Annotated in this window: 13 protein-coding genes; 3 read left to right on the top strand and 10 right to left on the bottom strand. The window is 40.6% G+C overall.

The genetic code is table 11. The features are described from left to right. Window positions 1–3: 3 nt before the first annotated feature. Window positions 4–1,347 (bottom strand): DUF4270 family protein, encoded by a 1,344-nt coding sequence (locus tag BLR53_RS01760; protein ID WP_176763501.1) that lies wholly within the window; start codon window positions 1,345–1,347, stop codon window positions 4–6. 122 nt (window positions 1,348–1,469) lie between these two features. Between BLR53_RS01760 and BLR53_RS01755 the strand changes: the two genes are divergently transcribed. The 3 genes from BLR53_RS01755 (at window position 1,470) to hmpA (ending at window position 4,807) form a co-directional block, all read left to right on the top strand. Continuing rightward, window positions 1,470–2,723, top strand: coding sequence for a sensor histidine kinase (locus BLR53_RS01755; RefSeq protein ID WP_074586590.1), 1,254 nt, complete (start codon window positions 1,470–1,472; stop codon window positions 2,721–2,723). Window positions 2,724–2,725: 2 nt separating this feature from the next. Beyond that, window positions 2,726–3,403 (top strand): response regulator transcription factor, encoded by a 678-nt coding sequence (locus BLR53_RS01750; RefSeq protein ID WP_037438174.1) that lies wholly within the window; start codon window positions 2,726–2,728, stop codon window positions 3,401–3,403. Between the two features lie 195 nt (window positions 3,404–3,598). Beyond that, a complete protein-coding gene (hmpA, locus tag BLR53_RS01745; RefSeq protein ID WP_037438175.1) occupies window positions 3,599–4,807 on the top strand; it encodes an NO-inducible flavohemoprotein in 1,209 nt (402 codons plus the stop codon). Between the two features lie 52 nt (window positions 4,808–4,859). Here the strand turns inward: hmpA and BLR53_RS01740 are convergent, their stop codons facing one another. From BLR53_RS01740 to BLR53_RS01700, 9 genes are all read right to left on the bottom strand, one after another. Beyond that, window positions 4,860–5,297, bottom strand: coding sequence for an RrF2 family transcriptional regulator (locus BLR53_RS01740; RefSeq protein ID WP_037438176.1), 438 nt, complete (start codon window positions 5,295–5,297; stop codon window positions 4,860–4,862). A gap of 375 nt (window positions 5,298–5,672) precedes the next feature. After that, the gene (locus BLR53_RS01735) at window positions 5,673–6,380 is read right to left on the bottom strand and encodes a class I SAM-dependent methyltransferase (RefSeq protein ID WP_037438177.1); all 708 of its coding nucleotides are present in this window, start codon (window positions 6,378–6,380) and stop codon (window positions 5,673–5,675) included. 60 nt (window positions 6,381–6,440) lie between these two features. Then, window positions 6,441–10,409, bottom strand: coding sequence for a malto-oligosyltrehalose synthase (gene treY, locus BLR53_RS01730; RefSeq protein ID WP_074586588.1), 3,969 nt, complete (start codon window positions 10,407–10,409; stop codon window positions 6,441–6,443). Then, window positions 10,402–12,240, bottom strand: coding sequence for a malto-oligosyltrehalose trehalohydrolase (treZ, locus tag BLR53_RS01725; RefSeq protein WP_074586586.1), 1,839 nt, complete (start codon window positions 12,238–12,240; stop codon window positions 10,402–10,404). The genes treY and treZ overlap by 8 nt, the downstream gene beginning before the upstream one ends. A gap of 89 nt (window positions 12,241–12,329) precedes the next feature. Then, on the bottom strand, window positions 12,330–12,491 hold the full coding sequence (locus tag BLR53_RS19890; RefSeq protein ID WP_176763500.1) for a hypothetical protein: 162 nt from the start codon (window positions 12,489–12,491) through the stop codon (window positions 12,330–12,332). Between the two features lie 87 nt (window positions 12,492–12,578). After that, window positions 12,579–13,730, bottom strand: a complete 1,152-nt coding sequence (locus BLR53_RS01720) for a sensor histidine kinase (protein WP_037438180.1) — start codon at window positions 13,728–13,730, stop codon at window positions 12,579–12,581. A 156-nt stretch (window positions 13,731–13,886) separates the two neighbouring features. Beyond that, window positions 13,887–16,061 carry an ATP-binding protein gene (locus BLR53_RS01710; protein ID WP_074586578.1) on the bottom strand — a complete coding sequence of 725 codons (2,175 nt, stop codon included), beginning with the start codon at window positions 16,059–16,061 and terminating at the stop codon, window positions 13,887–13,889. Window positions 16,062–16,073: 12 nt separating this feature from the next. Next, window positions 16,074–16,715, bottom strand: a complete 642-nt coding sequence (locus tag BLR53_RS01705) for a response regulator transcription factor (protein WP_074586575.1) — start codon at window positions 16,713–16,715, stop codon at window positions 16,074–16,076. 37 nt (window positions 16,716–16,752) lie between these two features. After that, complete coding sequence (locus BLR53_RS01700) at window positions 16,753–17,613, bottom strand: chemotaxis protein CheB (RefSeq protein ID WP_074586572.1); 861 nt, start codon at window positions 17,611–17,613, stop codon at window positions 16,753–16,755. Window positions 17,614–17,620 lie beyond the last annotated feature (7 nt).

Raw genomic sequence — 17,620 nt, 5'->3', positions numbered from 1 at the left:
TTATTAGTATTTAGTGTAAGTAATTCTTGTCGAGACTGACAATGTTGATTTATCATTTGTAATATGTGCCCTATCAACCGTTTTAATAAGATCGTCGATCGGCAGGCTAAGAAGAAGTGAAGTATTTTTATACTCACCCTTCTTGATTTTGTCTGCGTATTCTGACAGATTGAAAGTGAAACTGGCTAAAGCTCCATTATCGTTCCCAGGTCGGAATGCAGCCTGTTGTGTGGTTGTTTCATAGGCATCAGGAATAGTAAACTTTGGTGTATTCCGATCGTTAGCTATGAAAAGGATGAGTGAAGCAGGTACCTTGTAGAGCGCATAAGTAGATGGTTTTGTCTGAATTATTAGTTCTACTTTATTCACGACAATACCCGGTTCGTGCATAAATTGTGTTAACCCAGGCAACAAAATTTTTGTAACAATACCACTTCCGCCTTGTAGGAACAGCTGCTGACCGGTAGTTAAAGCATCCACCTCCTGATTCTTCTGATTTAGCCCTTTAAGGCTGGTCGCCTGCCGGTCTGCCTCAATATGGTTAAACTGATACTGCTTATCATGCATTACAAATTCACTTTTGCCAGTTTCAGGGAAACCATTATTATTACGATAGTGGTAGTGTACAAGCATTTTCAGGTTATCTGCATTAAATCCAATGACTGCAGAACTATTAATGGATTCTATATGCATACCATTAAAATAATTCAGGAAATCATCTGCACTGGAGAGTCGTTTATCCTTTTCCACGAGCATCTTAAACAGTTCATTACCCCATTTATCGTCCAGTTTTATAGAAACGCTGTCTTTACTGCCTGGTGAAGGTTTATAGCTATGCGTTCCTATTGGCGTAGCATCATATTTAACAGTACTTGTGGTAAATAGCGCATCCTCATTTGTAACAAATAAGGGTTTCTCTTCCGGCTCCACATCATTATTGACTTTATGGAGCTTAATCAACTCTTTTAGACGGTGTACGACCAACTGCTGTAATTTTGTCGTATCACCATAACTGTATTTACTATACTTTAATACCAGACGTAATGAATCAAAAACTGCGTCTTTTGGCAAGTCAGACTGCGCCGGAGCTTTAATTCGGAAATAGGAAGAAAGTTTCAGTTTTCCAAATGCGGGGTCTTCATTAGCGCCTAGCATAATCGTACCTGTATTTGACGATGGCAGAGAATCCAGTAAGTAAGTAGAAGCGATAACTTTTATGCTGTCATTGATCTCGACAGTAAGTGGGTCATTATCATCGAATCCGATTTTATTGTTGGTCTTACAAGCTGTCAGGACGGTTGTAAGTATCCCCGTAAAAATTAGTAAAATAAGTGAATTGGATTTCATAGATGCCATTTGTATAATTAACAGTGGCAAATATGCAGGGGCGAAATGTTAACGAATGTTACAATTTGTTAAAAAGTGTGAATGGCTGGTAATCCTACATAACCTAAAATTATATTTGACCGATGAAATTATTAAGTATGAATAACCGGATCAAATACATATTTGGATTTATAACAATTTCAATTCTCGGTTTAATACTGACACAATTTTTCTGGTTATATAAAGATTATAAATATTATAGCAGTCAGCCGCTGTTCTCTACTCAGTATGAGTTTTTTATGCCGGCACTACCGGTCGATGTAAAAAAAGTAGATGGAGCACAAGTAGCGCAATCTATTATCGCCTACCCAACAAGAGTAGTACCACGTATGGCTACAACCATGATGGTTCATGAAAATATTCAAGGAATAGCTGTACGCGGAGTACCTGCTACCAGAGTTCCGGGGGTAGATCCTACAGAAGACAACGCGGTGAGCGGACTGGCGGTCACAACCTTACCAACTAGTGTAACCCGCCGGGTAAATGCAACGAGCTCCGTTCCAGCTGAATTATATAGCGCGATTCCATATAAAGCGCCATCTTCCTATATCATAGATAAAATGAAATGGCAGTTTGGTGGTTCACTGCTGCTAATTATCATTACTTCAAGCTGTCTGATATATATGCTCATAACTATATATACACAGCGAAAAATTTCCATGATGAAAAATGACTTCATTAATAACATGACCCATGAACTCAAAACACCTTTGGCAACTGTAGCCGTTGCAGTAGAAGCGATGCGAAATTATGGTGCGCTGGAAGACAGTGATAAAACTCAGCTCTATCTGAATATTTCGAAGAATGAAATTGATCACCTTTCGAAGCTTATAGAAATGATCTTACAACAATCGGTTTTCGATACGGATAAAATGCATCTCGAGAAAAAACATACCAATATTAACCAGCTTCTTGAACAACTTATCGAAAGTTATCAACTGTCTTACAGCGATATTGAATTAATTTTTCATTATGACCCGCATACACCAGACCTATTCCTGGATCCGGTTCATCTTTTAAATGCTGTGCGAAATCTGATAGATAATGCAGTCAAATATTCTGCTGATAACAAAAGGATTACTATAGCAAGCACCTATGAAAAAGGGGTCTGGTTACTTCATGTGACTGATCTTGGTATAGGAATCCCCAGAAGCTACCATAAAGACATTTTCGAAAGGTTTTTCCGGGTTCCAGGTAAGCAGACGGCTACTATAAAAGGTTTTGGACTCGGCCTGTCTTATGTCAAACAGGTTGTAGAACTTCATAAAGGAATAGTAACCGTTCAAAGCAACGAACAAGGTAGTACTTTCACCATTGCGATAACTTTTAAAGATTGATTATGAATGTATTATACATAGAGGACGAGCAGGGCCTGGCTAAAATTGTTGCCGACAGCCTACTTTACAAAGGATATAAAGTTTCACATTTTACCAATGCAACAGAAGCATTAGGCAGTTTTAACGCCGAAAAGCCGGATATTATTGTTCTTGATATTATGATGCCGGAAACAGATGGATTCACCCTTGCTTCAAAAATCAGAGAAACAGATCTGAAAATACCCATCATTTTTGTAACAGCCAGAACGCAAACCAAAGATGTTGTTCATGGATTTGAAATAGGTGCGAACGATTATTTAAAAAAACCATTTAGTATCGACGAATTAATTGTCAGGATGAACTTCCAGCTTAAGTTGAGAAATCCTGATCTGATCAAACGGGACATGATAGGTAAGTACTTTGCAGATTTTAAAAATCAGCGGCTTATACTGGATGATAAATATATCAGGCTTTCTTACCGGGAGTCTGAACTGTTAAAAAAACTCTTTGAAAATAAAAACTCCATTCTTAAAAGGAAGGAAATCCTGGAGGAATTTTGGGACTATGAAAGTTTTTTTACAGGCAGAAGCCTTGATGTATTTATAAGCAGGCTTCGTGCCCATCTTAAAGAAGATCCAACCGTGAGCATTGTAAATGTACGCGGTGCAGGCTATATGCTAATTATCCGACCTGGAGAATGAGCATATAGCCCACACCCCCGTCTGCTATTTATCAGCAAAAAGCAATAAAATAATAAAAGACAAAAACATCTTTTATATAACAGAACCATGTTATACTTTTACCGGAGTTAAAAATCAACTAATAATATCCCAAAATAAAAGACATAAGGGTGTTATTATCCGGTTAATGTATTCTGTTATTATCAACTTATAATTATGATCACTTCTCAACAAAAAAATCTCATTAAAGCTACAGTGCCTATCCTCAAAGAGCATGGAGTACTCCTAACAACTTATTTCTATAAACGCATGTTTGAGCACAATCCAGAACTCAAACATGTCTTTAATATGGGGAACCAACATAATGGCAAGCAGCAAACTGCGCTGGCAATGGCCGTTTTAGCTTATGCAGAACATATAGAAAATCCGGAAGTATTATTGCCAGTTTTGGATCATATCGGGCAGAAACATACCAGTTTAAGTGTCAGACCAGAACACTACCACATTGTGGGAAAACATCTTTTGGCGTCGATTGCAGAAGTTTTGGGAGAAGCTGCAACACCGGAATTACTCAAAGCCTGGGAAGTTGCCTATTTCCAGCTGGCGGAACTCATGTCTGGACATGAAAGTAGTTTATATACCCAGCAAGTTCAAAAAGAAGGCGGATGGTCTGGTTGGAGACCCTTTTTAGTGAAAAATAAAGTTGTCGAATCCACAGAGATCACTTCTTTTTACCTCTACCCGGCAGACCAAGGTCAAGTAGCAGACTTTATACCCGGTCAGTACCTAAGTGTTCGCTTATTTCTACCTGAACTCAACCTTTTGCAACCCAGGCAATATAGCATATCCAGCGCCCCAAACGGTCAATACTATCGTATATCTGTTAAAAGAGAGCCAGGTATTCAAGAGACGCCTGAAGGAATGATCAGCAATCATCTTCATCAGAATATTCAAATTGGTGATCTTATTGACGTATCAGCACCCGCGGGAAATTTCTTTTTAAAAGATCATCCCGGCCCCGTAGTATTTATAAGCGGAGGAGTCGGACAAACACCCCTACTCAGTATGCTCGAAAACCTGATTAAAAGTGGGCAACGCCAGGGAACCTGGATTCATGGGTGCCGGGACAAGAGCGTACATGCTTTTAAAGAGAACGTAGAAAAATGGGCGGCTGAATATCCACTCATTCAAAAACATATCTTTTATAACACTATAGGATCGGAAATAGACGTGGAAAATCATTATGAAGGCTGGGTAGATCTCACCAAGCTTGGAAAAGACATACACACTGATCAAACGGCTTACTATGTTTGCGGCCCGGCGCCTTTTATTGAGAAACAGTACAAAGATCTGGTCAATATAGGTGTCAATAAAAATTCAATATTTTTTGAAGAATTTGGACCTCAAACACTACAGTTGAGTTAATCTCATTTATGAAGAGGTACTGCAGGGAATAATCAGCTTTACCTCTTCAAATTTATTTTTTTAAGCTTGTAATTCCAAGATTCAGGTCTTCATTAAAATCTTCAATAGTCGTGTTCTGCAGCATATTGAAAATCTGATTTCTAATCACTTTAAATTCGTTGTGCAGCGGACAGGGATTAGTCTCAGAACAATAGTGTAAACCAAGCCCGCATCCTGTAAATAATCCATTTCCGTCAACCGCTTCGACTACCTCAGACAATCGCCTTTTTAAGCTCACAGCATCCATATAGAACCCTCCATTTGGTCCTTTCGCAGATTTCACAATATTTCGTCTGCTCAGATCCTGAAGAATTTTCGCTAAGAAATGTTCTGGGGAATCTATACCTTCAGCAATTTCTTTTATACCTACTTTCCCTCCGTCAGCTGTCCGGTGTGCAATAAAAAACACTGCCCGCATGGCATATTCACAAGTCTTTGAAAAGATTCCCATATAACCGGCAAAGTTAGATATAATAATAAAATTAAGCGTTTTTTCTTTATCTATTACGGAGGGAAAACTTTGATTCTTTTCTTCAGTACACTATCGAAATTACTGGACTGCAAGTGATAATTTAGCTTCGGTAACTAATGTAGACCAGTACAAGCCAACTTCTTACTTCAAGTGTCTCTACTACTTCTTTCCTGTTTATCATCTGCGGAGTTGATATACCGGTTGCAATACCCTTGGCATACCCTTCCTTTACCCAAAAGGGTATACCAAGGGTAAAGGAAGGGTATACCAAGGGTATCGCAAGGGTATATCAACACCGAAGAACAGCGAATAAAAAGTAAAATAAATAAGAAAGAAAATATAATTAATACCCGCCTATTTTATTCCGCCGAAAGCGGCGAAATAAGAATTCTTATGAAGAATATCTGTATCGCGAAAGCCTATCCTTTTCATAAGGTCCAGCTGATAATTCAGCGAACGCGGCGTGTCTTCATAAGCGATGTAGTCAAGAACCTTTTGACGATAATCCGGCCCGCCAAGCGTTTCCAGGTAATCACCATAGCGAGATTCAAATAGCTTCCCGATTAATGGAGAGTCATGCGTTATCAGATCAGAAATCCAAAAACTACCACCGGGTTTCAGAGCGATGAAGATTTTACGGAAGACCATTTCCCAGTCTGCATCGTCACGTAAGTGATGGAGTGTTGCGGCAGCTAATACGATGTCAAACGTATGCTCGCCAAGCTCGAGATTTCGCATATCATCATGCACCACGGTTACTTTACCGGCTGTCACTTCAGACACCCTTTCGAAAGCTTTTTCGAGCATTGGTTTGCTCAGGTCGTTCAACGTACAGTTTAGATTTGGGAGTCTGGAGAGCATTTTAAGCGTGTAATTACCTGCCCCGCAGCCGATATCAAGCAGAGCGGAAGCGTTGGGGTTAATGTATGCTGCAGCCTCCGTACAGAGGTCCATCGTAATCGTCGCGTCAATTGTAGTTAACTGTCCGGTTTCAAGATTGGAGAAACGTTCAACATCCTGGTCAAATCTGGCCCGGATTTCTGCATTCGTAGCTTTATTCATAACGCTGGTTTATACTAGCAAATATAAAGGATCATTAGGATAAAAAACATTTACCTACCCCTATCTTCCATAGCGCAGGGCCAGAGATCTGAGATAATCCACCATATTGTTTTTAAATTCTCCTGATTTCATTCTCCATCCCCAGTTATCCTTAACGGAGGCAGGGACATTCATCCTGGAGGAAGAACCTTTACCTAAAATATCTTGCATAGGAATTATCGCTATACCGGCGACAGATGCGTAAGCCAATCCTATAATAATCAGATGTATATTTTTTGCAGAAACAGTTTGCCCGGTATAAGCTTCAATTCGAGAACGTTCTGTTAAATTCAGCTCATCTTTGTACCAACCTTTCAACGTATTATTGTCGTGTGTACCAGTGTAAACAAGTCCATGTGGACCAGTAAAATTATGTGGTGCATGAAGGGAGTCAGCAGCATCTGCCCCAAAAGCGAACTGTAAGACGCGCATGCCGGGCAGACCAAAATGATCCCTCAAACGAAACACACCATCTGTGATCTCACCAAGGTCTTCGGCAATAAACGGGAGCCCGGATTTAGCTTTTAACAGCGCGTTAAAGAAATCGGGTCCCGGCCCCTGCTGCCAGGCGCCAAAGCGGGCCGAGGACTCATTTGCAGGAACTTCCCAATAAGCATGAAATGCACGGAAATGATCCAGTCGAATTAAATCATAATCCAGTCTGTTTTTATCGATGCGTGAGGTCCACCAACGATATTGCGTTTTAGCCATCTCTCTCCAGTTATATACCGGCATACCCCACAACTGCCCGTCTGCATTAAAATAATCCGGTGGAACGCCTGCAACTGCCTTCATACGCCCTCGTTTATCCAGACTGAAGAGCTGTTGATTAGCCCATACGTCTACGGAATCCCATGCACAGTAAAAAGGCAGGTCTCCGATTATTTTAATTTCCAGGGCATTTGCTTGTTTACGGAGGGCGCGCCACTGCCGGTAAAAGATAAACTGCCTCCATTTAGTTTCCTGCATTTCATTCTCGCAGTCCGCCTTTACACCTGCAAGAGTTTCTTTATCCCGCCGCCGGATTCTCTCCGGCCAGTGATACCAGGGCTGTCCCTGCTGAATCATTTTTAGCACCTCGTATAGCGCATAATCATCAAGCCAAAAATCCTCATCTTTGATGAACCGGTTAAAGTCGACTACGAGCTGGTCGTCCGGATTCAAATCCTGAAAAGAAGCGAATGCCTGTTTCAAAAGCTTATCTTTCTTTTTCTCTACAAGCTGAAAATTAACTTTAGCACCGTTCTTCTGCTGTGCCTGTAAAAGCTGTCCGTCATTCACAAGTCCATCGGACCACAAAAGTTCGGGACTAATGAGTAAGACATTGCCTGCCATCGTAGATGTAGAGGAATACGGGGAATACAGCTGGCCGGCAGTTACAGGATTAATCGGAAGAATTTGCCAGTATTGCTGGCGGGCACTCACCAGATTCTCCAAAAAATCGGATGCACCCGGTCCCATATCTCCTATTCCATACCTTGAAGGAAGAGACGTAACATGTAATAAGATACCTGCACCACGCTCACGCTGGCCTCCGCACCACTCCAGTACTGCAAAAGGTAATACCTTAAAAAGGTCCTGCAATAACAGTTCACCTGATACCCTGATGTTAATATCATGAACGAGTTCATGATAATTACCGGTAGCCTCAGTAGGTAGAATGACACGTGTATCTTCCCAGTTTTGCAGGTCTGATGCCGGGTCAGGCACCATCGAAGGGTTTATTGCAACAACAAACAATGCCCAGCGATTTCCCGAACGTCTGGCAAAGGCAATCAGATGGGCAACAAATTTACCCTTAATTTCTAACGGAATATAAAGGCCGCTGGCATACAATTCAGGATTTCTCAATCTGGAATGGAGTAGTTGACGAAGCAGATACAATTTAATTTTTCCGTTGCCCGCATTTTCTACTAAATCAGCAAGGTTAAAATTTCCTTCTTCTATTTCTTTCAGGAAGTTGGCTCTCGCGGCATAATCAACCGGCCTGCGGTTGTCGGGATCTACCATACTCAGGTCCCAGAATTCAGTTCCCTGATAAGTATCCGGAATACCGGGAGTACCAAACTTAATAATAAGCGAGCCCAGAGATATTTTTCTTGCCTGCTGGAAAACATTGTTCATAAAAGAGCTGAAGACATGCCAGAATTCACGTTCAGGATTAAGCAGACCGTCTATGAAATTCCAGGTTGCCTTTTCGTATTGTAAATCAGGTTGCTCCCATTCAGAATTCCTTTTGGACTCACGCAAAGCTTTTTCGATATATGTTTGCAGCCGGTCCTTGTAATCTTCAGTTTCGCTGTCGGTTTCAGGATAAGTGGCAATTAAGGTCTGGTATATAAAGTATGCATCATTCCGGTCTGGTTTGCCTGCTGTATGTAATGATTCATTCAGCTCTTCCCAACGATTGATTTCGTTGATCCATACATGGCGGATATCTGTCAGCACATTAAGCCTGGCGCGCGCGTCTTCCCCTCTTTTTGTATCATGCGTAGCTGTGGCATTCATAGCAATTGGCCAGGCAGTAGAGCGGCTCGATATAGTCTTATGAAACTCATCCGGGGTTATTCCAAACAACGCCGGCGAGTCACCGACTTCATTATTACCAATAAAACGGTTATAGGTATACATTAAGGTATCTTCCACTCCCTTCGCCATAAGCGGTCCGGAGATCTGCATAAGACGCTGGTAACAATGGATGTTTTTCTCCAATAAAACCTTGCGTATCAGCTTCAATGATGGCCTGTACTCTACTATTTCTTCTAGTTCTCTAAATATTGAATCGATAGCTTTTTTCTCATATTTATCCAGCGGATATCCATTGCCGTAAAATCTATAAACTGGACACCTGACAAGCAGTTCTGCTATAATCTGGCGTATGATTGCAATTTGTCCCTCATCTGGATTTGCCTTTTCGACAACGGGGGTTGATATAATCAACTGACATAAATTGTCTAACTCACCCTGCATATAGGTATTTAGAAAGCTTTCTTTCTTTTTTCTGATTTGTACAGTAACGGGGGCGTATTTGTGTTGCAGATTTTTATAAAAACTGCTGAATTTGTTTTCTGCTTTTTCATTCGTAAACAACTGATTAGCCAGTCCAAGGAAGTCATAACCAGTCGTACCTTGTACCGGCCAAGCTGACGGGAGCTGTTCACCGGGTTCAAGAATTTTTTCGACAACAATATAGACCTCGCCTCCACAGAGCTGGCGCAACCTGCTTAGGTACCCGGCAGGATCCATCAAACCGTCAATATGATCAATTCTCAATCCATGAAATATTCTGGCATCAACCAAATCTTTAATCAAGCGATGGTAATGTTCAAATACTTTTTCATTTTGTATATTCAGGCAAATCAGGCTGTTTACGGTAAAAAAACGCCGGTAATTCATTCTCGCATTGGCCTCGGTATATGTGCATAGCCGATAATATTGTTGCGAAAGAATTTTTTCCAGGGAATCTTCTGGATTAGTACCAGCACGCAGAGGCCAGGTATTCTCGCCATACCGGACAAACCAGTCTTGCTCAATTTTCACCAATTCCAATTCTCCGTCGCGAATACAATCTTGGAGATCTTTTCCTAAAAAAGGCGCCATTAAAGGGTCCTGATTAAGATCAGCAGAAAGAATATCGAAATATTCACGATAGACAGATGCTTCTCCATTTTTGAGCACATCCATTAACCAGGAATTTTGTGCATCATATGCCATATGGTTAGGAACAATATCCTGTATCCATTTCATGTCCAGTTTGTTGAGCTTAGCAGAGATCCTCTTCAAATCACTGATACTCCCTATTTCCGGATTAATCACATTCGGATCTGTACCGTCATAACCATGTGTACTTCCAGGAACGGCCGCAAAAATCGGAGATGCGTATATAGTACTGATACCCAAACGGCTCAGGTACGGGATGATAGCCTCAAAATCGGCAAATGTAAAGCCGGAGTGGAACTGCACCCGGTAAGTTGAATTAGGGTTAAACATAATTTGCCTGGTATACAATAAAAGATTCTGGTTGAATTGAAATTTCCTGGAGTTCGGGCTGCTGTTCTTCTGAAACATCTCCCGGCCCGCCCCATACCAGGGCTGCCGAATTAAAAAGCACAGCGTCCAGTTTAATATTTACAGGAACGGAAATTTGTTGTACTTCTGAAGAAAAGTTCAGCATACAAAAAACCAGTTCCGAACTTCCAGTCGCGCAGCGCTCTAAAAGGAGACAGTTTAACGGCTTAAGCGCAATGCACCTGGTTAGCTCTTTTTCATCGGAACAGAGCTGCGTATGACTTTTACGCAATGCAATAATTGCCTGATAGAAAAGAAACATAGTCTGATGGCTTTTTTCTCTTAATGCACTCCAGTTAAGACGGGACTGCTGCATCGTTGCAGGATCCTGAGGATCGGGTGCTTCCCCTTCCAGGTGCATGGCTGCAAATTCCTGTTTTCGCCCGCTTCTGACATTTTCAACAAGCCCGGGATCAGTATGGCTAACGAAATAAAGGAAGGGGTTTTTCTCCCCATATTCTTCCCCCATAAAAAGCAGTGGTAAAAACGGAGAAAGGATAACTGCACCTGCCAGCAATTTTTGCATCTCATAACTATAAAGAGTGCCAGAACGGGAACCCAGCATCCTGTTTCCTGTCTGGTCATGATTCTGTGAGAAAACTACAAACTGACTGCCTGGATGGCCAGTAGTTCCGCGACCGAATTTCCTTGCCCTTTCACTGGAGTACGTCCCAGTATACACATACGCGTCTTTATAAGCCTTTGCCAAATGATCTACTCCCGTAAAATCGCTATAATACCCGGTCTTCGACTCGCCGGCAGAAACTCTTAAAGCATGATGAAACTCATCTGTCCATTGTGCATGCATACCTAAACCGTTTTCTTCTAAACTGGTAATATACCTGGGATCATTCAGATCTGATTCCGCAATTAGATAATGTACATGTCCGCTTTCTTTGATCAGTTTGTCAGTTGCCTTTCTGATATCCTGTAAGATATGCACTGCGCTAAAGTCTTTAATGGCATGTACTGCATCAAGCCGCAATGCGTCAATATGAAAATCTCTAAACCACATTAACACATTCTCTATTATGAATTTACGCACACCATCACTATACCGGTCATCATAGTTTACCGCTGCCCCCCATGGAGTTTTGTATTTATCGGTAAAATAGCCCCCTAATTCGGTCAGGTAGTTTCCTTCGGGACCAAGATGATTGTAGACCACGTCGAGTACGACTGCCAGGCCTTTCTGATGACACTGATCGACCAGCTGCTGCAATCCCATTGCTCCGCCATATGACCACTGTACTGCATAAGGGAATACGCCGTCATAACCCCAATTTCTTTCTCCAGGAAATGCAGCCACAGGCATGATCTCTATAGCGGTAATTCCTAATTCAACCAAATAATCCAGTTGGTTTATTATTCCCTGAAAATCACCCTGCGAAGTGTAGGTACCAGTATGCAATTCATAGAAGATATAATCTTTCAGCTCTGGATTCTTCCAATTTTGATCATTCCATTCGTAGTGCAGATCAATTGCGCAGGAAGGCCCATGCACCCCTTCAGGCTGGCTTAGAGAAGCAGGATCCGGTATTCTTTTCTGACCATCTATTACCAGCCAGTATAAATCGCCGGCCTTAATCAGGTCTGTGAAACCTATCCAGTTACCAAATTCATCTTTGTGAAGGCTAATTGTGAATTTGCCGCACTGCACCTCAATATTTTGCGCTTCAGGAGCCCATATATTGATGGTAGCCATCTTATTATTTGTGAAATTTATTCCTGTAGTTCTTTTGCTTATATCCATTCGAAAGCTATAGTAGATCTGGGGATTGTTGTTAAAATTAGGGCTCAAAAAAAACCGGATAATCTATAAATCATCCGGTTCTGTTTGAACTAAAGGAGCCTTAGTAAGAAATCCGGCTTTTCTCGTTTTTCCTTCGCTTTAGGTTTCAATATATGATCTACCTTTTTGTGTTGATATTCAGCATTTGCTCCACCTGTTATACGTGTTGCAGATCCTGGATCCTGCAACGTCTCACTCTCATATGTCTTCATTTTCCTATTTTTATGAAGAACAAAAACTGTTATATGAAGTTTTAAGAATAATTAAATTCAGGTATTTATGACATTCGCACGAGTTTTTTACCTGTAGTGCTTTTGCCGGTCGTTCTTGATGTCAATACAAAACCAAAATGTAGAGCCCTCACCTTCTCTACTGTCAACTCCGATCTGTCCGTTATGCTTTTTGATAATTTCCTCACAGATAAACAAACCCAGGCCCAAACCCGGGAGACTTTGAGTTTTTAAAGAATGAACTCTGTAAAACTGTTTGAAAACATGCTTAATTTTTGACTCCGGAATTCCCAGGCCTTTGTCGGCTACACCTATATAGACTTTTCCATCCTGAATGCGGCTGGAGATTTTAATGAATTTATCCTGTGAGGAATATTTAACTGCATTGGTAATAAAATTATTTAATACTTGTTCAAGTCTGTCGCGGTCACCATTTATAACTGGGTTAGCCGGATCTGTTTGCAATTCAATGTTATACACAGGATAGATGGCCTGAACGTTTTCATAACTCATTTTAAGCAGATCATTAATATGAAAATCATTCATGACGCAGTGGATCGTTCCAGAACCAGCTTTTGCAGCATCTAAAATATCTGCAACAAGATTTAACATTTTATCAAGCTGGTGATCCATCTTCTCCACCATTTCTATATTCTTGTAGAATTTCTCTTTCTGAATTTTGAGCACAATCATCTGTACATAAACTTTAAGCACCGTAATTGGAGACTTTAATTCATGGACTGCCATGTGCACAAAATCTTCATGCCGTTTTTCATGCATCTGCAAATCCTTCTCTGCTATTTGTCTCAACATGCGTTCATGCTCAACATCCCTTAATTGCAGTTTGAGCAGGTAAAATATTCCGTTAAGAAAAAAGAGGGCGAAGATGAATAATAAAAACTGTGAGACATCATTAAAAATGGTCAAGGTAATCCCCGAATGATAGAATACCATGAAAACTATGGAGAGCGCAGCTGTAAAAATACTTACAAGAAATGCCTTTTTGACCCCACAAAAAAAAGCAGTAAGAATTACTGCAAGCAGAAAAATCAGGTATACAGGAGAATTAAAACCCTTGAAATATAAAACTTCCAAAGACAGACCTGTCAGAATTAAAAGTACAGGTATTAATATGAGCCAGGTATTATATGGGCTGCCACCACTCCTTTTCAATAGAAATTTAAAAATATAGTCCCCTTGTTGCGCAAGATTATTACTCATAGGATATCATTAGCGGAAGTATAAGCCTCGGTGTTAATTCCGTGCCGCTGCCTCCAATCGAGAGAATAGATATAACGTAAATTTAATAAACGGTATCAATTATTCGATAGTAATTTTACTTAAAGATACTGAGATAAATACGTGTTAATCTTCGCCTTATCCGCCGTTAGCCGACTCTAAATTTGGAAGATTTATTTCTATTCTGGTACCTTTCCCAGATCTGGGTGAAATTTGAAGTTTACCATTTAGTAGATTTGCCTTGCTTTGAATCATTCTTAGGCCTAGTCCATTTGCAAAATTTGGCCCGGCTTCAAAACCCTTTCCATCATCCTCCACAACAATTTGTATGGTGTTTTTTGTAATACAAACTTTAAGTTTAGCACATGCTGCTTCAGCGTGTTTAACGACATTGAGCAATAGTTCCTGCACAATCCTGAAGACTGAAATCTGCAAATATTGATCCAGGTGATGTGCTAAACCCGAATAAGTGGCCTCAATCCGAACAGTGACTTCGAGTTGAGACTTTACATCATTTAGCGCTACCTCCAGCCCAAAGTCTTCTAAAATAGTGGGCATTAGCTGATGTGAAAAACGCCGGCTCTCTCTTATTGCGTCGGCAAGTAACCGCTCAGTTTCCAGCATATTGTCCAACTGGGCATCGTTAGAAACCTCTCCCAGGGTATAGATATTTCTTTCCAATCTGAGTTTAACTCCATAAAGAAGTTGGCCAAGCCCATTATGCAAACTTTCGGCTATAACCTTACGTTCCTCTTGTTGAGTAGAAAGAATAGTCTTGAAAATTTCCTGCTGTTGTTTCTTTTCTAATTCAGCTCTCTCGAGTTTTAGCTGTTCATTTTTCAGACTCAATGCCAATTGTAACGTGATATCCACGTTAACCCCAAGTACCTTCTGCGGAATGCCATTTTCTTTGAAAATAAATGTTTTTACCTTAAGCACGCGGTCGGATTTGCTTGTTTTCAACTCAATAATTTCTTCAAATCCCAAATCTCCTGTTTTCAGTGATTGTAGTATTTTTTGAGCCGTAGGTTTGGAGTTTACAGTGGAGTATTCGAGGTAATGTTTTGGCTTAATAGCAGTTTCTTTTGTTAAATCAAATAGCTTGTACATTCCATCAGAACAAGTAAATTCTCCGGAAACCAGATCATATTCCCAGCTGCCGGTTCTTGCAAGCTCTTCTGATTGTTGTAAAAGAGATAAACCCTTAAGCTGCTCTTGCTCCGCAAACTTTGCTGGACTGACGTCAAGATGTGTCGCCACGATTGCGTCTTCCATTTTTACAAATACGCTGGAATACCATTTGTCAAAACCGTCGTAAGGATACCAGAATTCCATCTGCGCAGGGTTGCCTGTAGCTAATACTTTTAACATCGTATCGAACAGTCCAACATTTTTGATACCCGGAAACTCAGCCGCATATAATTTCCCTACCAGGTCATTCCTGCTGGTTTCCCTTTCCATTTCCCGGCTTACAAGTTCAATCCTAAAATCAGTTATTTCTCCATCTGCATCCCTCACAGGTTTAAGCAGGCACATACCAACCAAACTGGTATCAAATACCGACTGGATTAATTCTTTGCTTTCCCGAAGTTCCTCTTTCGCATTAAAATAATCAGTTATATTATGAATAACGCCGTGGATCCTATGAACATTTCTAATGCTATCGGCAGTAAAGCGGACTTTCATATTAAGTATTTTCCGCTCTTTATCAAAGGTGATAATTGGAAAATGCAATTCGAATTCCTTTTGCTGACCGGTCAGATTTTTTATTAAGCTAATAGTGTTCGCTGCTTCCCTGGCATCTATAAATTCATAGATTCGTTGCCATGTTAAAACTTCACTTTGCGGCTTAATTCCAAAAATACGATATAGTTCGTCGCTCGCCTCCAATCTACCATCTGGCAAAATCCCCTCGAAATAACCTATATTTCCAATTTCCTGTGCAAGCTTCAACCTTCGCTGTTCTTCTAGCAGCTGACCCTTGGTAATCTGAACGTCAGTGAACATTAACACCGTTCCACCATTAGCAGGCACAGCGTTCAGTGACATCCAATGGTTAGTGACCCGGCAAAAGTATTCGATATTCGAAGATTTCTGATAAACAATTGCGTTCTCGATCACGTTGAATGCTTCAGGAGAAAGGCTGATATCAAAAACCTTCCATACGTGCTTTCCAATGATTTGTGTAATGTTCAGGTTGAACAGCTGCGCAGCTTTCCTGTTTCCATAAATAAAATTGGACTCCGAATCCAGTTGAAAACACGCTACGTTAATTAAACTTAGAATATTATCTGCTCTGGTTGTACTTATCATTTTATAGTCTCACTATTGAATAATGCCATTTAATACTGCATAACGTATTAATGCAGCGGTATTTCTAGAACCTGTTTTTTCTATCAGATTCTGACGGTGTCCCTCCACAGTTCTTTTACTTATAAATAGTTTTTCTGCCATTTCCTGATTCGTTTGCCCTTCTGCTATTAAGTGCAGTACTTCTATTTCCCGTAATGAAAAGTCTATTGCTAAGGTCGAGTTATGACTCCCCTGCTTAAACATCATACCCAACTGTCTCATAGCAAGTTCAGAACAAATATACTTACCTCCGGCACCCACATATTTTAAAGAAAAAATTAATTCATCGGCGCCAACATTCTTCAGAAGGTAACCGGAAGAACCTGCTGAAAACGCCTGGGTAACATATTTATCGTTGTCATGCATAGATAACATGATCACCGCGATGCGCGGATCAAATAATTTGATTTCCTTCAGCAATGTAAGTCCATCCATCTGCGGCATATTAATATCTGCCAAAATCACATCCACAGGTGCACCTGTTCTGACAAACTCCATTACCTGGGCTCCATTCTCTGCTTCGGCAGCAATATTTATATTCTTATCCATTTCCAATAACATCTTAATTCCGTCCCGGACAATGTTATGATCTTCTGCTAATACTACTTGTAACATGATATTTTAATTTTTTTGGTCTTCTGCTTATTCTGGCTCAATTTTTATTTGCTCCCAATTCAAGCAATAACCTTTTTAGTCTATTGAGATGTTTTCCAAGTTGGAATATCCGTTCATTTCTCCCGGCATCGTTGTAGCTTGTCATATTTTCCAAGAGGTTTCTGCGTTCCTCCATCATTCTTATAGCTATCCAAAGTGATTCTTCCAACTCCTTACTTTGATCTACCTGAGAAAAGTTTTCTATTGTTTCGCTGCTTAAACGTTTCGTAATCTCCGCTTCCAGTTTTACTTCATCGGGAACAGTTCCGACTTCGCAAGGTTTACGCGAATGTAGGTCTGAAAGAATATAACCTATTTCATATAATGGAGCCTTGAAGTCTACTTTTATAGCTTTAAGTACATTCTGAGGCATATCCGGGAATTCTGCTTCTTCCGGATCCTGTATAATACAAACCCCTCCGCTTCTTTTGATGGCAGTCATACCGGAAGTACCATCGTCTAATAAACCGGTTAATATTATACCAGTTACGCAACTATCATACGTCGAAGCAGCGGATCTAAACAGCACATCGATAGACGGTCTCCAATGGCTATCATAGGCCCCTTTTTCAACTAATATCTTTCCTTTTTCAAGCATCATATGCCGGTCAGGGGGTGCCAGGTAAATAACATTCTTTTTTATCCTGTCTCCATCGGCGGCTACGACACATTTAAGACTTGTTCTTTTCTGTATCTGCTGACGAATAATCTCTACCAATGAGTTTTTGGAGATATGAATAACGACAAATACAGCCGCATCTAATTCTAATTTCAAACCGCTTGCCAGTTCTGACACCGCACTGATTCCCCCGGCAGAAGCACCTATTGTAATAATATTCTTTACGTCATAATTATCCATACCGCTA

Source organism: Pedobacter antarcticus, assembly GCF_900103515.1.
GTDB classification, from domain to species: Bacteria; Bacteroidota; Bacteroidia; order Sphingobacteriales; family Sphingobacteriaceae; genus Pedobacter; species Pedobacter antarcticus.
The sequence above is the reverse complement of the archived record's forward strand: the minus strand, read 5'-3'. Positions and strand labels throughout refer to the sequence as shown.

Excerpts from the sequence above, each read along its gene's own strand:
- treZ (WP_074586586.1), bottom strand. The coding sequence starts at position 12,240 with ATGGATATAAGCAAAAGAACTACAGGAATAAATTTCACAAATAATAAG.
- hmpA (WP_037438175.1), top strand. The coding sequence starts at position 3,599 with ATGATCACTTCTCAACAAAAAAATCTCATTAAAGCTACAGTGCCTATC.
- BLR53_RS01710 (WP_074586578.1), bottom strand. The coding sequence starts at position 16,061 with ATGATAAGTACAACCAGAGCAGATAATATTCTAAGTTTAATTAACGTA.
- BLR53_RS01750 (WP_037438174.1), top strand. The coding sequence starts at position 2,726 with ATGAATGTATTATACATAGAGGACGAGCAGGGCCTGGCTAAAATTGTT.
- treY (WP_074586588.1), bottom strand. The coding sequence starts at position 10,409 with ATGTTTAACCCTAATTCAACTTACCGGGTGCAGTTCCACTCCGGCTTT.
- BLR53_RS01755 (WP_074586590.1), top strand. The coding sequence starts at position 1,470 with ATGAAATTATTAAGTATGAATAACCGGATCAAATACATATTTGGATTT.
- BLR53_RS01720 (WP_037438180.1), bottom strand. The coding sequence starts at position 13,730 with ATGAGTAATAATCTTGCGCAACAAGGGGACTATATTTTTAAATTTCTA.
- BLR53_RS01740 (WP_037438176.1), bottom strand. The coding sequence starts at position 5,297 with ATGGGAATCTTTTCAAAGACTTGTGAATATGCCATGCGGGCAGTGTTT.
- BLR53_RS01705 (WP_074586575.1), bottom strand. The coding sequence starts at position 16,715 with ATGTTACAAGTAGTATTAGCAGAAGATCATAACATTGTCCGGGACGGA.
- BLR53_RS01735 (WP_037438177.1), bottom strand. The coding sequence starts at position 6,380 with ATGAATAAAGCTACGAATGCAGAAATCCGGGCCAGATTTGACCAGGAT.
- BLR53_RS01700 (WP_074586572.1), bottom strand. The coding sequence starts at position 17,613 with ATGGATAATTATGACGTAAAGAATATTATTACAATAGGTGCTTCTGCC.
- BLR53_RS19890 (WP_176763500.1), bottom strand. The coding sequence starts at position 12,491 with ATGAAGACATATGAGAGTGAGACGTTGCAGGATCCAGGATCTGCAACA.
- BLR53_RS01760 (WP_176763501.1), bottom strand. The coding sequence starts at position 1,347 with ATGAAATCCAATTCACTTATTTTACTAATTTTTACGGGGATACTTACA.